We start from the raw sequence: 13,351 nt of genomic DNA on the forward strand, positions 1-13,351 counted from the left end.
TAACAATTGCACGGCTGTTTCCGCATCCATTGTTTTCTGCTTGGCGCGCCATTTGATAGATATGAATGAAATGAACTCGAGTGATTTCGAAGCCCTTCTTACGGCGCAACGCAGCGCCATGATTCGCGATATTCCGACATCACCCGCCGTCGCTTCTGCTGAAACGCCGACACTCACCAAGGCGGAACTCGCGGAGTTGCTGTTCGACAATGTCGGGCTCAACAAGCGGGAAGCGAAAGACATGGTCGAAGCGTTTTTCGAGGTGATCCGTGATGCGTTGGAGAGCGGCGACAGCGTGAAGCTGTCGGGGTTCGGCAACTTTCAGTTGCGTGACAAACCTCAGCGTCCCGGCAGAAACCCGAAGACCGGCGAGGCGATTCCGATCGCCGCGCGCCGCGTTGTGACGTTCCATGCAAGTCAAAAGCTGAAAGCGCTGGTCGAGAACGGCGCTGAAGCGAGCTTCACGCGCTGATCGATTAGCGCGTTCCCGCGCAACCCACCACGACGGCTAACTGACGATGACAGCGACGATCGAAAAAGTCGTCTTGCCTCCGATTCCGGCGAAGCGCTACTTCACGATTGGTGAGGTCAGCGAACTATGCGGTGTAAAACCGCATGTGTTGCGCTACTGGGAACAGGAGTTCACGCAGTTGAGGCCGGTCAAGCGGCGCGGCAATCGCCGGTACTATCAGCATCATGAGGTGCTGTTGATCCGGCGGATTCGTGAGTTGTTGTACGAGCAGGGCTTTACGATCAACGGGGCGCGCAACCGGCTCGAGTCACATGGCGGTGGCGCGCACGCTGCGCCGGCCAGTGTATTCGAGGAAGGCGAGGGCGCAACGTTGCCCGCGGCAACCACGGGTGCTGCCACGGCCTCGGTGGATGTCGAGCAGTTGCGTAAAGAATTGCTGCACGTGATCGATTTGCTGAGCCACTAATCGCCTTTGTTAGCAGAAGGCGGTTCTAATCGAATGAAGTGTCTGTTATAATTTCTTGCTGTTCGGGGCGTAGCGCAGCCTGGTAGCGTACCTGCATGGGGTGCAGGTGGTCGGAGGTTCAAATCCTCTCGCCCCGACCAAAGATCAAAGCCGCAGTGCCGTCAGGCACTGCGGCTTTTTCATTGGCCGGCGCCTAAAAAAGTCAAACGACCAGTCAAACGATCCCCAGGCGACTCCGCGCCGCATGAGCGCGCGCAACGTAAAGCAAGCCATCGGCACCTCAACTATCCAGCCGATCCACCAGTGCAAACGGAATACTCTCAGCAAACAACTCACGGTCTCCCGTCGCGCTCGTTTGCGTATTCAACTGCAGCGCGAAATTCAAACCGGGACTTCGCGTGCTGGTGGTGCGCTCCTTGACCTTAAGCTCAATGGGCATCCACGAAGCTGGCTCGTTCAGAATGCCGTTCACCTTTTCATCGATCTCCGCACGTCCTGCAACCGCCTCGCCCGGCGGCAATTGCTTCGACATCGCCGCCAGCATGTCGAGTTGTTTCGCCGCGCTACGCCGCAATCGGTAGCGGTGAAAGTAAGTCTGGTTCGGTCGCCGGTTCGCCTTCACATCGCCAAGATGCCGGTCGAGCCGTTGTTCCGCCAGCATGCGCGCCGGCGGTTGCTGCGGCTCGGGTCTGCCATTCAATCGCGCCTCCTGTCGTTCGCCTTCCTGTTCGGCGTTCACCTGCTCGGTGAACAGATCGACCCACTGGTCACGGCTCGCATCGAGCGCACGCGTATAGGTTTCGGCGCTCGAATATTCGGTGTCCAGTAAGCACGCGCGATGCATCAGCGAACCGTCTTCGCGAACCAGTTGCACTTTGGCGAGCCGGCTGTCGTCGTTGAACGTCATGGTCGCGGACGGCGCGTCGAGCGAGACGATGCCGACGCCCACGCTCGACTCTTTCGCACCGACGGGCTGCGTCGCACTGACGGTCCCGCTCAGCCGTCCGATCAGACGCGAGCCGGCACCGACGCGATGTTGCTCGACCTGCACGCGCCCGCTTCGCTCGTTCGAATCGAGCGTCTGTCGTGCGGTTTTCTCGTAACCGATACCGACGTTGGCGCCGGTGCGAAACGGCGAACCGGTCTTCGGCACGCTGACGGAGAGGCCGAGATCGGCGGACGCGCCGCGTTTGACGGTGCGCGCCACCGTGTCGGTCCAACTGATCGACACATCGGGATCATCGAAATAGCGTTCGGCGAGCCGGGCCCAGGTGCCGCGCGAGCCACCCGAGTTAGCGCCGTGCGCCTGGGTCGCTTCGTCGAAGACATGATCGATGATGCCTTCGAGTTTTTCGCGCATTGCATTGTCATCGTAGCCGGTGCCGTTCGGATTGACGCGACGTGCGACACGCAGCGACACGCCGCTCGGCTCGGACAATTCCTGCGAGTGCAGCACGGCCTGGGTGGTCAGTCCGGCGCGCAACTGGGTCAAGCCGACGTCCATGTCGTAGCCCACCAGCACGCCGACCCCGGCATGCCGCAGCTGCGTTTTCGCGGTGCCGACGAACATCTCGACGCCGTGCGTGCCACGGCTCAACTCGACCACCGCTTCACGGCTCTTCGACGCGCGCAGATCGACACGTGGTGCGATCGGCACGCCGCCGGTGTGCAGCACCTTGCTGAGATTCGCCGACAACCCGCGCGTGCTCACACCGATACGGCGGCCGTCGGTAAGACGCAGACGCGAGCTCGATTGCAGATCGTGCGCCACGTCCTTCAGCGTTTGCCGGACCGCGGCGACGCTGTCCGCATCGGCAGCCGGCGCAGGCGGCCGCGCCTGGTCCTTCAGCTTCGATACGTGGGCCCAGAACGGCGAATCGGCAGGCACCTTCGCGACCTTGCCCCACGCGGCGAGCCGCTCCAGAGTGAACGGTTGTTTCGCGATCGACCGGAACGGCTTGCTGCGCGCCAGCGTATGCGGATCGGCGTTGGCCCAGCGCGTCGTCTCGCTTTGCAGGCGCGCGAGCGTGGCGGGCGAGCCGACGTCGCGCGGTTGCAATTCGGCGCACAGCTGTTGCGCGCGTTCGGTGACCTCGTGCAACTGATCGGCGTCGAGCTTTCCATTCGGAAAGCCGCCCGCTTCGAGCCAGACATGCAGCGCCGCGAGTTCGGCAATCGACTGTTCCGGGCGCGCGTGCGAAAGCGCGGCCGCGGCGCGCATCTCGGGCCGCTCGCACAGCGGCGGCAACGACTCACGCAAGGCCTCTTCGAACTTGCCCTGCTCGGTGCCGATGGTCTTGCGCGGCACGCCTTGCGTGCCGAAGCGCAGTGCCGACAATGGCGAGCTGCGTTTGCCGGCGAGCCGCGGCAAGAACGTCTTCCAACGGTTGTCGCCGACGCGGTCGATCGTCTTCGCTGAGAATTTGTTCAGACGTTCGCGCGCCTGTGACAGCTCGCTGCCGCGTCCGTCTTCCCGAAAATTCTGGCGCCATGCGAAGAACGCGCCTTTCTGATCCGCGCTCAGCGCGCCGCGGCCTTGCGTGGCCAGCGTGGACGCTGCGTCGTAAGCCTGCCACGCGAGCGGGCTGTCATGCGTCAGCGTGCCGGCCACGGGCGCCGAGCGCGCGGCGACCGCGGCGGGCGCGGGGTCCTGCGCCGGGCCTGCGCCGTATAGAGGCGGATCGAGCGCGTCGGCGGCTTGCAGCATCATCCGCTGGGCGAGTTGTGTCGACCCATCGCCGGGCTGCGCCTGTCCGTGATGGCGCAACTGGTTCAGCGCGTCGAAACCGGCGTCGGTGCGCGCCAGCGTGCGCGCGACTCGCCATGCGCCGGCTTCGGCCGGCGTCGTCGAGCGGGCCGAGTGCATCTGCGCGAAGTCGAGCTGTTCGAGTGCATCGAGCACCGCGTTGGCGCTGTGCGCATCACCGATCTGCGCGCCGTGTAACGCTTGCGCGAGCAATGCGCCGCGTTGCGTCTGTGTGGCGGCATGCGGGCCGCTCAACGCGGCCAGCCGATGCGCAAGCTCGCCCTGCGCGAGCAGGTCGTGGTCAGGGCCCGGCAATTGACGGCCCACGTAGTCGCTCAGCGCGGCCGCGCCGCCCATCGCGTCGAGCGGGATCGTGGCTACGGCGTTTGCGTTGGCATGCTCCGCAGCGAGGCTCGCCGCCGGGGAGGACGAAGACCGCGCGGTCTTGCCAAGCGCCTGGCGCATTGCCCGTTCGCTCCTGGCCAGCGGAGTCCCGGCCGCGTTCGACGCCACTACCGGTTTGGCCGAATAGCGCGCGCCATTCGCGGTGAAATCGGCCGGCGCAAATGGCTTGCCGTGCTGGCTCGATTGCGAGAGCGCCGTGCTGATATCGAACTTGCTCGCGCGCAGCCGCGCGCCGGCACGCGAGAGCTTGTTGCTGAACCTGCCCAGCAGCGTTTCGTCGACTAGCGGCCGCCCCTGAGGCGCACCCATGTCTGGCAAAGCGGATGCGCCGCCATGCTGATGAACGGGCGCTTCAGTCGCTTCGGCATCGGGCGAGGGGATCGAGTGCGGCGGTACTGCGTGGATGTCGGACATGGCGCGTGAGGTTCAACGAGCGGCAGTTGAATTCACGGTACGAAGCGCATGTGACACCCCCAGGCAGGGTGCGAAGCGAAGTCATCTTGCGCGAAGCAGCCCCTCGGGCGCGGATGCATCGAGCGCTTCGAGATCGACGGTGATGCGCAGTTCGAGCCTTCGCGCGCGGTGGTGCCGGGCGCGCAGCAGCGCGTCTTCGAGCAGCGGCCTGACCACCCGTGGATCTTCGCCGCCGCGCAGACGCACCATCGCAATCAGACGCAGCAGTTCCGGCACGTACCAGAGCTCGCCGGTGCGCTCGCTGCGGCTGACCGCTTCACCGAGCGTCGCGCCGAGGGATGCCGCCAATTCAGGTTCGTCTTGCAGCGCGATGCGCGGCAGCAGTGTGGCGATAAAGGCGATGTCGGGCACATAGATGCGTTCGCGCGCAATCCGCTTCATCGCGCCGGTAATCAGCCGCCGCGAGGCGTCCTGATCGCCGCGCCGGGCGTCGAGCCAAAGTTGAAAGTCGAGGCCGAGACGCAGCCAGCGTTTGACGCCGGCTGCTCGCGCTCGCGTCACCAGCGCCGCCGCGCAGGACTCGGTGAGCGCAATGTCGTCGTCGAGTGCGGCAAGCGCGCAGGCGAGCGCGAGCGCGATGCAGCCCGCGAGCGGTTCGCTCTCGTCGGCGGGATCGCGGATCGTGACGCGCAGGGGCGCGGCCATATGCGGTTGACCGACCAGCCACAGCGCGACGGCGTGAATCGCCCGCGCCACGAGATGCAGCGACAGCCCATAACTGGTGGCCACCGCATTGGCCTCGCGGCTGACGTCTTCGTCGATCTCGGCGGCGGCTTCGTCGTTGAGCCCGACAACCGGCGCGAGCAGGCGGATCGCGGTATCGAACTCACCCGCATACGCCTTGACGATGCCTTCGATGCGCTGCGCGTTGATGCTCACCGCCTGGCTGTGCGTCACCGGCGCAATTTCGCTGAATTCGCCGGAGAGGCGCCGGCAATGTTCGACTTCGCCGGCGTCGAGCGCGCACATCACGAGGCAGAACAGCGCACGCAGGCGGTACGGCGTGTCGGCGCAGATATTGGCGAGCTCGTAGGTGCGCTGCCAACTCTCGACGATCTCGTTCGACGCGCTGCGCTTGAGCATCAGCGCGCGCGCGAGCACGGCGCGCAGGCGCATCTCATCGCGGATACGGCGCATCGACACACTGTCCACGCGCGCCAGCACCGCGCGCACCCAGCCGATATATTCGTCGACGAGCGCGAGCGCGCCCCACATCGGCGCCGTGTTGTCGAGCAACTCGATGCACAGTTCCACCTTGTCGACCGAGACGGCCCATTCGAGCGCCGCGCGCAGCGCGTCGATATCGTGGCGGCTATGCGCGCGGGCCATCGCGACACCCGCGCCGAAGCGGCGCGCCATGTCACGGGCGACGAACTGCGCGTGGTGCAGATCGGCCTCGGCGCTTTCGCGGTTCCGCTCGAGAGCGTCGAGCGCAAAGCGGCGCACGGCGGGCGGCAGGCGCAGCCGCAAGGCACCGTCGCAGTCGACCGTATTCACGAGACCCGCATCCATCAGTGTGTGAAGCTGGCGTTCCAGCAGGCGCGGCTCGGGAGGCCCGAAGCCGTAGTCGCTGCCGAACGCGCCGAGCATTTCGCAGGCGGCGTCGTGCGAGAACGCGGTGGCGAAAATACCGAGCCGGCGCAGCATGGTGCGGGTCGGGGCGTCGAGCGCGGCATACGACAGGTCGAGCATGACGTGAACGATCGCCGCGCGCGGCAGCACGATGCGGCGGCCGCCGCCGCGATGCGTCATCACCGTATCGAGTTCGCGCGCGAACGCCACGATCGCGTCTTCCGGCGGCACGCCCGCGCGCACTTGTCCGGCGATCGTCGCCGCAGCGAGTTCGAGCGCGAACGGCACGCCATCGACCCGCCGGCAAATCAGCGCGGCCGCCGCCAAGGTGGCCGGCGCGATGCTGTCCGCTTCGGGCAGCGGTGCATGCAAAGCGGCCGGCTTCAGACAGTGCGCGAGCCGCGTGAAGAGCAAACGCAGCGCGTCGTAGTCGAGCGTGGCGGGCGTGCCGTCGATCTGCTCGGGCGGCGCGCGCAACGCGGCCACCGGCACGGCCGTTTCGCCGCCGATGAAAAGCGGCGACTCGCAGGTGGCGATCACATGCAAGCCGCCTGTGTTTGCCACCAGAGTATCGATGAGCTCGGCCGCCGCTTCGCTCAGATGGTCGCAGTGATCGACGATCAGGAGCATGCGGCGTTCACCGATCTGTGCGGCCAGGTTGGCCGGCATCGACAACTCGCTATCCGGCTCCAGGCCGACGGCCGCACCGATCGCATTTGCAATGCGGTCGGGCTGTGCGAGCGAGGCAAGCGCCGCACAAAAATCACCGTCCGGAAAATGTGGCGCGAGGCGGCTCGCCGCTTCGATCGCGAGGCGCGTTTTGCCGACACCGGACGCCCCGGTCAGCGTGACGATGCGGCGCGTGGGCACCAGTGCGAGCAATTCGGACAACTCGGCATGACGGCCGATAAACGGCGACGGGTCGATGATCTGCGAGCGCAGCGACGTGACGGCGCTGGTCGGCAGCAACGCCGGAAATGCGGAAGCCGGCGGTGCGGCTGCGGCGGCCAGGCTCGATGCGGCGGTGACCGGCGTGAGCCGCGCGGAGGTAGCGGTTTTGGCATAGCCGGGACGCGCGGAGCCCGAACCGACGCCACGCCACGTCGCGCTATAGGACGCCACGTGCTGCGAACCGAACGTGAGTTCCGCCGAGATCGGTGGGCTGGCCGCGGCGGTCGCCGCGAACGCGGTGGCGAGCGACGCGGCAATGCTGCCGGCATTCGCCACCGGAAGATCGAGTCCGGCGTCGGGCGTTTCGAGTACGCGGATTTCACCCGCAAAGCGGTAACCGCGGCCGGCCACGGTCACGATCAGATCGCGGTCGTCGTCGAGCGCGCGGCGGATCGCGGAGATTTGCGCCTGCACCGTGTTCGCGTCGACATTACTGCCCGGCCAGACGATTTCGCGCAACTCGGCGGTCGACACCACGCGGCCGCGCGCCTCGAGCAGGGCAGCGAGCATCGCGAACGGGCGCGCGCCGAGTTCGATGACGGCGCCGTCCGAAATCAGCAGGCCCACTTCGCGCGCGAGCCAGAATCGCGAAAAGGCGATCACCTGACCGGTGAGTCGCGGTAGCGACATGAGGGGTCTCCGGCGTAGTTGTGTTTCGGTCCACCGGCGAGGGGTACTCGCGAGGCACGCATAACGAAAGACCGCGGTGCGGTATTCGTCAGACCTTTGTATTATCGCTCGGGAAGTGAACAATTGCTTGGGTAGCGGACACTTCTTCATTCCGGCTCGGGCTGCACGTCGGCGCGGATCGACTCCGTCAGGCGTCCGCGAGATCCCACTGCATCGTGTTGCGCAGCCACGCGACGCCTTCGCTGGGTGGCTCCGGCGGCACCGCTGCGGGGCGCGTCAAGGCGTAAAGATAGCTATGAGCGGCGGCGAGGCCGCGGTTCGGCCGCGGCTCGTGATTGGTCAATATCGCTTCCTGAACGAAACCGAGGCGCTCCATCGAGCTATGCGCGGCGCCATCCACGGCGCAGCAGGCGAAGACGCGGTACACGCCGGGTTGTTCGATCAGCCAGTCGATCAGTTCCTGCAACGCGAGTATGCCTGCCCGGCGGCGTCGGGCGCCGCCATGCCGGCTGATGATCACACCGATCTCCACGCGCGGCAGCGTCGGCTTCAATTCGATCAGCGCGGTCAGCCGACCGGTTTCCTTGCATTCGAGCGCGTAGCGGATCAGGCTGCCGTCCTTCCAGCCGCGTAGCGCCTCGTCGACGAATTCGACGGTCTGCGCCACGCCGGTATGGCGCGGCACCGGCAGGTCGCGCATCGTGCCGGCGTCGCCGAGCATCTGATCGAACAGGGCGGGGGCATCGGCGAGGGTGAGCGGGCGCAGCCGCAGATAAGGCGTTTCCATGCTGTCGAGCGGGATGAAGCGCATGAGTCGGACTCCGAATGAGCGGCGAACCCGCGCAGTGTGCGGCCCGCGTGTGACTTGCGCACGACGGGCCGCGAACCGGCGTAAGGGGGGGCGAAGCTGTCTCCGGCTTCGCTTCGGTGCACACCGGTTCGCACTGTGGCCGCGAGTGTCGTACGCCGGCTGTAAGGTCGAACAGAATGCCTGTTCGACGTCCCGTCCCGCGCTTCGTCACCGCAGCGCGCATTGCCATCAGGAGCCTCGCACCATGCCGGATTCCCCGTCGATTTCACGCTCGAGCAGCACGCTGCCGCTCTCCAACGTCGGCACCCAGTCGTCGCCTGACAGCGGCGGCCGCCCACCTGTCGATGGGCAGGCGCATGCCAGTCAGCAGGCGAATGCAAGTCTCAGCCAGCTGGCCGCCAACGGCAGCGGCGAGGCAAGCGGCAAGCGCAAGGGCGCTTCTTTCGCGGCGAACAGCTCTGCAGCGGCGGCCCGGCCTGCGGTGCCTCAGCAAGGTGTCGGCGCAATGCCGGGCGTCGGGCCAGCCAGCCCCGGCCGCTTCGGCGCGTTGGCGCAAGGCGGGCTGGCGCAGGGCGCGGCGAATGTGGCGACCAACACCACCGGTCTGGCCTCGGCAGGGTTGAACGTGCTGGGCGGCGTGATGCAACTGGAGCAGGCGGCGGTCAACCAGATCGCGGAGCTGTTGAAGCAGGGCGCGCGCAATATCGAAGAAGCGTCGAAGGGCTAAGGCGGGCTTAGGCCCGCAGCCAGAAAAACTCCCCGGAAGCGATGCCTTCAAACATCTCGTCGCTCGATTCGACGATGTTCTGCCGCCAGTAGCGGCCATGCTCCGCGTAGTGGGCGAGCAGATCGGCGAGCCCTTCGCCGTTCAGACCGTCGGCGAACGGCAAGCGCAGGACCAGCACCACGCCGCCCGTGTCCGTATCCAGTCCCAATTGCGCCTGGTCCTGCGCATAGATCAGCAGGTTGGCTTCGAGCATGAGCCGGAAGATGACGAGCGTGCGCCCGGCCGTCACCGTGCCGAAATGAAAATTCGCATACATCGCGTCGAGGTCGCGCTCGAAATAGTCGAGCCGCACGTCGAAGCCTTCGACCTCGATCGACCGTGTGCGCAGCACATGCTCCGCGTCGCCGAGACCGACGGTCGCGCACAGGTCCATGATCAGACTGGTGTAACGCTCGCTGCTCATCCTCGTACCTTGACTGGGCGATGCGCGCGGGGTTCGGCGCGCCGCGGACGCGAGCCGCGTGCCACCTGCGGCGAATGCCGGGAACGTTGCAAATAGGACGGCCGTACCCCGCGCGAAGCGGGATCGGCCGTGTGCGGACCGCCGCCAACGGCGAGCGGCCCGTAGCTGCGATGCCTAGCTGCCGCGCGAAGCATCCTTGACGTTGTTTGCGCCGCTCTTTGCGACGTTCGCCACCGATGCATACATGCTTTGCTCGACTTGCATCTGGGCGGACATCATCGTCATCTGGTCCATTTCCTGCGTGAGACCAGCCATCATTCCGCCTGCGCTTCCTACTGACATAAAAACCTCCAGTGACTATGGGTAGAGAGTGAGTGGCCTGTATCGAGACCTGCCGCCGCGCCGGTTGCTCGTGAGAGCAGGCCGCCGCGGCAAGCGCGTTGCCCGCGGGGCCTGGTGCGTGATGCGCACGAGACTCGCGGTGAGCGGTCGCGTCGCCTGATCAGGCGTGCGCGCCGGCCTGTTTTTCCTGCAGCCGCGCGATCACCCGCGACGCAGCGAGAAAGCCGCGGTAGAGCTTCGCCAGATTGTTGCGATCGAGGTCGGTTGCGCCCTGGATTTCGCTGATGCGCTGCGCGGTTGCGTCGAGCGCCTGACGGATCGCTTCCACCTTCGGCGCGCCGTCCGGATCGGCGAGCGTCTTCTGCAAGTCGTTGAATTCGCTGGCGTGGGCTTCGAGTTGCTCGTACATGTCGATCTCCAGATTGAACGGGGCGGTGTGCGGATGTTGAATCAGCTGGACGGACCGCGCGGCTGCGCAGGTGGCAGCGTGGCGGGGTCGGGTAGCGGCACGACGCCGGCCGCGCTGCGGGTGACGGTGTCGTTGTCGACGACCGAGGGGTTGGCCGGGCTGATCCGATGCGATGGGGTCGCCGCGGCTGCCGCGTGCGCGGCTTGCGGGTTGCCGTTCGCGTCTGTATTGCCGTTGCCGTTGCCATTGCCATTGGTAAGCGCCGCGCCGCTTGCGCCCCCCGTAGCCGAAGCCGCGTTCGCCGCATCGCTTTCCGATGCCGGCGGATCGACCGCGTAGATATGCTTGACGCCGTCCGGCGTCTGCGCGTACCGGACGTCGTCGGAGGAAATCATTTCGGAGTACGACGCTGGGGTCGTATTGCCCGCGGCGACGTTAGCGTTCTCGGCGGCCTCGACCACCACGTTCTTCACGTTTGCGTCGAGATCCGCGCGCACGCGCGCCAGCGCGGCGTCGAGATCGGCGCGGCTGCTGACGGCGCCGGTCACCGCGAAGTTGCCGTCGCCGAGATAGCGAACGTGAGCGCCGGCAACGCCGAGCGAATCCTCGATGCTGCGTGCGTCGTTCTGCGCGACGTCGTAATTGCGTGAGATGCCCGTCGTCGAAATGCGCGCGAGCAGGTTGCGTACGGCGTCGTCGTCCGCGGGGCTCGTCACCATGCCGGTCACCACGACGGTGCTGCCGACCGCGTGCGCCTGCAAACCGCTCACATGGGCCGCGGCCAATGCCTCGCTGACGCGCTGCGCGCGGTCGTCGGCATTGCGCGGCAGGGCGGCGCGGCTCATCTGCGTGGTGGTCAGCAGCGAACCGGCGATGATCACGATGCCGAGCACGAAGCACGCCACCACGGCGCCCACATAACGGCGGCGTTTTTTGCGCTCGGCCGCGAAGCGCGCTTCGGCGGGGCGGGTCAGCAGCATCGACAGCAGATCGAGATCGGACGGCCACACGGCATCGTCCGCCCCGACGCACAGGATCATGTCGTCGAATTGCATCGGCACGAAGTCCACCAGCAGCACCACTTCTTCGGCGCCGGCCGGCTGCGCGTCCGCCGTGCCCGGCGCCTGCGCCAATGCCACGCGTTGCGCGCTGACCACGCCGCTCGCGTCGACGTGCAGCAGCGCATCCGCGCCCCGCCAGTCGGTGAGGCGGATGTCGGCGTCGTCGTCGGCGCCGACACGGTGCGTGCCCGGCGTGAGCTGCAAATGCGCTCCCGCGTGAACGCCCGTCAGTATCCGCAGCAGTTTCATCGTGCTCGCACAAGGTGGGTGGGTGGACCGCCGGGGCGCGCGCGGCGCACGGCGCAAGCGGCCCGATCGACCTTAATGTAGCTGCCCGTCATGGCATGTCCCGCAGCGGATGCGAAGGCGCCGCATGGGATGCGAAGCCGCACGGCAAAACGCCTAGCGGCTGCCGCCGGGAAAGGCGCGGCGCGCGCCCGGTGGTGACGATGGCGAGGTCGAGGTCGAGGTCGAATACGGCTGCGCCGCGCCGGGTGCCGCCGCATGGGCGCCTGTTGCCGCGGCCGACTGCGCCGTGCGGGAATCGAGCGCCCCCGGGGAGGTTCCAGGCGTCTGCGCCGCCCCCGGCCCCGCCGACCGACCGAGCGCGCCAACCCGCAGCGCGCATAACGTGTCGATCGAGCGGGCGAGTTGCGGCGCGTTGGACGGTTTGTCGGCATGCAGCCATAACAACGGAAACAGCAGGTTGAAACGCTGCACCCGTTCCGGCGCCGGCAGTCGGGTAACACTCTGGCGAGCACCCTCGGATACCGGGCCGCCGGCGCGCTCACGCAACGCGGCCACACCGCACCCGGTCCCCGGCTGTGACGCCGCAATGCTGCCGATTTTCTGCTGCACGCCAAGCAGGTCGATCGCCTGTTCCAGCACGCGCGCGTCTAGCGGTATCTGTGGATTGCCGGCCAACTGCTCGCGCAGGTTCAACATATCGGTGCGCCATGCGTCGCGCACCGCCGCGGCGCGCGCGATTTCCTGGCCCGGCTGCGCGTACTGCGCAGCGATCGCGTCGAGCCGGCCGGGCGGCGGAGGCGGCACTGCGCCGCGATCGCCGCGCGCCTTGATCGCCGGCGCCGCGCCGGCATCATGCTCGTCGCCGTGATCGCCTTGTGAGTGATTTCCGCCGCCGCCACGTCCGCCGCCGTCGCGGTTGACCTTCTGGCCCTCGGCATGATGCGCTTCGGCGTCGTCCGGGCCGTCGTCGTCGAGCGCGGCGCTGTTGCCGCGCTGCTTCTTCGCGGCGCGCCGCTTGCGCGCCAGCTGATCCGCCATTCTCTTTGCGCGGACCGAGCTCACCGACGGACCACGCTGGGCGTCGCTGCCATAAGTGAAATTGGTGGTGCCGCGATACAGCGCCGCGAACTGCGCACCGTTGCGCGCACCTTGCGCGTTGGCGGCTTTCTGCTGCGCCTGGGCGACGTGCTGCGCCTGGGCCGCGGCCGTCTCGCTGCCTTGATGAGAGATGCGGCTCATGTCGATCGCCTCGCGGGTGGGTCAGGCAGTGCGCCGCTTTACAGCGGCACGGCCGCCTGCATCATTTCGTTGGCGAAATGCAGAATCGCCGCGCACGACAGCGGTGCGGCGACCACGATCGCCACCGTCACCGCGATTAGCTTGACCGCGTGCGACAGCGTCTGGTCCTGCATCGACGTGATCGCCTGCAGGAACGACACGCCTAGCCCGACCACCGCCGCGACGATCACCGCCGGCAGCGAAACGGTCAGGCACAGCAGCATGCCCTCGGTGGTGAACCGGATCAGCGAATCGATTTCCATGTGAGTTTTCCTGCGGGTTTTCCGGCTGATTG

The 13,351-nt window shown here is 66.8% G+C and carries 12 protein-coding genes and 1 tRNA gene; 4 read left to right on the top strand and 9 right to left on the bottom strand.

Going from position 1 to position 13,351, the window contains the following annotated elements; all coding sequences use genetic code 11:
- Window positions 1–61 precede the first annotated feature (61 nt).
- The 3 genes from BLW71_RS01275 (at window position 62) to BLW71_RS01285 (ending at window position 1,078) form a co-directional block, all read left to right on the top strand.
- Complete coding sequence (locus BLW71_RS01275) at window positions 62–472, top strand: integration host factor subunit alpha (protein WP_091792687.1); 411 nt, start codon at window positions 62–64, stop codon at window positions 470–472.
- A 46-nt stretch (window positions 473–518) separates the two neighbouring features.
- Window positions 519–938: a MerR family transcriptional regulator gene (locus tag BLW71_RS01280; RefSeq protein ID WP_091792688.1), complete on the top strand. Its 420-nt coding sequence runs from the start codon at window positions 519–521 to the stop codon at window positions 936–938.
- Between the two features lie 63 nt (window positions 939–1,001).
- A tRNA-Pro gene (locus tag BLW71_RS01285) sits at window positions 1,002–1,078 on the top strand.
- 140 nt (window positions 1,079–1,218) lie between these two features.
- Here the strand turns inward: BLW71_RS01285 and BLW71_RS01290 are convergent.
- From BLW71_RS01290 to BLW71_RS01300, 3 genes are all read right to left on the bottom strand, one after another.
- The gene (locus BLW71_RS01290; RefSeq protein ID WP_091792689.1) at window positions 1,219–4,503 is read right to left on the bottom strand and encodes a hypothetical protein; all 3,285 of its coding nucleotides are present in this window, start codon (window positions 4,501–4,503) and stop codon (window positions 1,219–1,221) included.
- A gap of 81 nt (window positions 4,504–4,584) precedes the next feature.
- A complete protein-coding gene (locus BLW71_RS01295; protein ID WP_143048273.1) occupies window positions 4,585–7,716 on the bottom strand; it encodes an ATP-binding protein in 3,132 nt (1,043 codons plus the stop codon).
- 187 nt (window positions 7,717–7,903) lie between these two features.
- Window positions 7,904–8,527 carry a GNAT family N-acetyltransferase gene (locus BLW71_RS01300; RefSeq protein WP_091792691.1) on the bottom strand — a complete coding sequence of 208 codons (624 nt, stop codon included), beginning with the start codon at window positions 8,525–8,527 and terminating at the stop codon, window positions 7,904–7,906.
- Between the two features lie 244 nt (window positions 8,528–8,771).
- Between BLW71_RS01300 and BLW71_RS01305 the strand changes: the two genes are divergently transcribed.
- Window positions 8,772–9,254, top strand: a complete 483-nt coding sequence (locus BLW71_RS01305; RefSeq protein WP_091792692.1) for a hypothetical protein — start codon at window positions 8,772–8,774, stop codon at window positions 9,252–9,254.
- 7 nt (window positions 9,255–9,261) lie between these two features.
- On the opposite strand, the gene BLW71_RS01310 is transcribed toward BLW71_RS01305, so the two are convergent.
- From BLW71_RS01310 to sctS, 6 genes are all read right to left on the bottom strand, one after another.
- Complete coding sequence (locus BLW71_RS01310; protein WP_091792693.1) at window positions 9,262–9,717, bottom strand: CesT family type III secretion system chaperone; 456 nt, start codon at window positions 9,715–9,717, stop codon at window positions 9,262–9,264.
- A 174-nt stretch (window positions 9,718–9,891) separates the two neighbouring features.
- Complete coding sequence (locus BLW71_RS41505) at window positions 9,892–10,059, bottom strand: hypothetical protein (protein WP_177204927.1); 168 nt, start codon at window positions 10,057–10,059, stop codon at window positions 9,892–9,894.
- 160 nt (window positions 10,060–10,219) lie between these two features.
- Window positions 10,220–10,468 carry a type III secretion protein gene (locus tag BLW71_RS01315; RefSeq protein WP_091792694.1) on the bottom strand — a complete coding sequence of 83 codons (249 nt, stop codon included), beginning with the start codon at window positions 10,466–10,468 and terminating at the stop codon, window positions 10,220–10,222.
- A 41-nt stretch (window positions 10,469–10,509) separates the two neighbouring features.
- A complete protein-coding gene (locus BLW71_RS01320; RefSeq protein WP_091792695.1) occupies window positions 10,510–11,778 on the bottom strand; it encodes a hypothetical protein in 1,269 nt (422 codons plus the stop codon).
- Window positions 11,779–11,931: 153 nt separating this feature from the next.
- Window positions 11,932–13,017: a hypothetical protein gene (locus tag BLW71_RS01325; protein ID WP_091792696.1), complete on the bottom strand. Its 1,086-nt coding sequence runs from the start codon at window positions 13,015–13,017 to the stop codon at window positions 11,932–11,934.
- 38 nt (window positions 13,018–13,055) lie between these two features.
- Window positions 13,056–13,319, bottom strand: a complete 264-nt coding sequence (gene sctS / locus BLW71_RS01330) for a type III secretion system export apparatus subunit SctS (RefSeq protein ID WP_091792697.1) — start codon at window positions 13,317–13,319, stop codon at window positions 13,056–13,058.
- Between the last annotated feature and the right edge of the window lie 32 nt (window positions 13,320–13,351).

This window comes from Burkholderia sp. WP9 (assembly GCF_900104795.1).
GTDB lineage: Bacteria > Pseudomonadota > Gammaproteobacteria > Burkholderiales > Burkholderiaceae > Paraburkholderia.

Bases quoted from the DNA above. Each gene is read 5' to 3' on its own strand.
- BLW71_RS01275 (WP_091792687.1), top strand. From the start codon at position 62: ATGAATGAAATGAACTCGAGTGATTTCGAAGCCCTTCTTACGGCGCAA.
- BLW71_RS01280 (WP_091792688.1), top strand. From the start codon at position 519: ATGACAGCGACGATCGAAAAAGTCGTCTTGCCTCCGATTCCGGCGAAG.
- BLW71_RS01290 (WP_091792689.1), bottom strand. From the start codon at position 4,503: ATGTCCGACATCCACGCAGTACCGCCGCACTCGATCCCCTCGCCCGAT.
- BLW71_RS01295 (WP_143048273.1), bottom strand. From the start codon at position 7,716: ATGTCGCTACCGCGACTCACCGGTCAGGTGATCGCCTTTTCGCGATTC.
- BLW71_RS01300 (WP_091792691.1), bottom strand. From the start codon at position 8,527: ATGCGCTTCATCCCGCTCGACAGCATGGAAACGCCTTATCTGCGGCTG.
- BLW71_RS01305 (WP_091792692.1), top strand. From the start codon at position 8,772: ATGCCGGATTCCCCGTCGATTTCACGCTCGAGCAGCACGCTGCCGCTC.
- BLW71_RS01310 (WP_091792693.1), bottom strand. From the start codon at position 9,717: ATGAGCAGCGAGCGTTACACCAGTCTGATCATGGACCTGTGCGCGACC.
- BLW71_RS41505 (WP_177204927.1), bottom strand. From the start codon at position 10,059: ATGTCAGTAGGAAGCGCAGGCGGAATGATGGCTGGTCTCACGCAGGAA.
- BLW71_RS01315 (WP_091792694.1), bottom strand. From the start codon at position 10,468: ATGTACGAGCAACTCGAAGCCCACGCCAGCGAATTCAACGACTTGCAG.
- BLW71_RS01320 (WP_091792695.1), bottom strand. From the start codon at position 11,778: ATGAAACTGCTGCGGATACTGACGGGCGTTCACGCGGGAGCGCATTTG.
- BLW71_RS01325 (WP_091792696.1), bottom strand. From the start codon at position 13,017: ATGAGCCGCATCTCTCATCAAGGCAGCGAGACGGCCGCGGCCCAGGCG.
- sctS (WP_091792697.1), bottom strand. From the start codon at position 13,319: ATGGAAATCGATTCGCTGATCCGGTTCACCACCGAGGGCATGCTGCTG.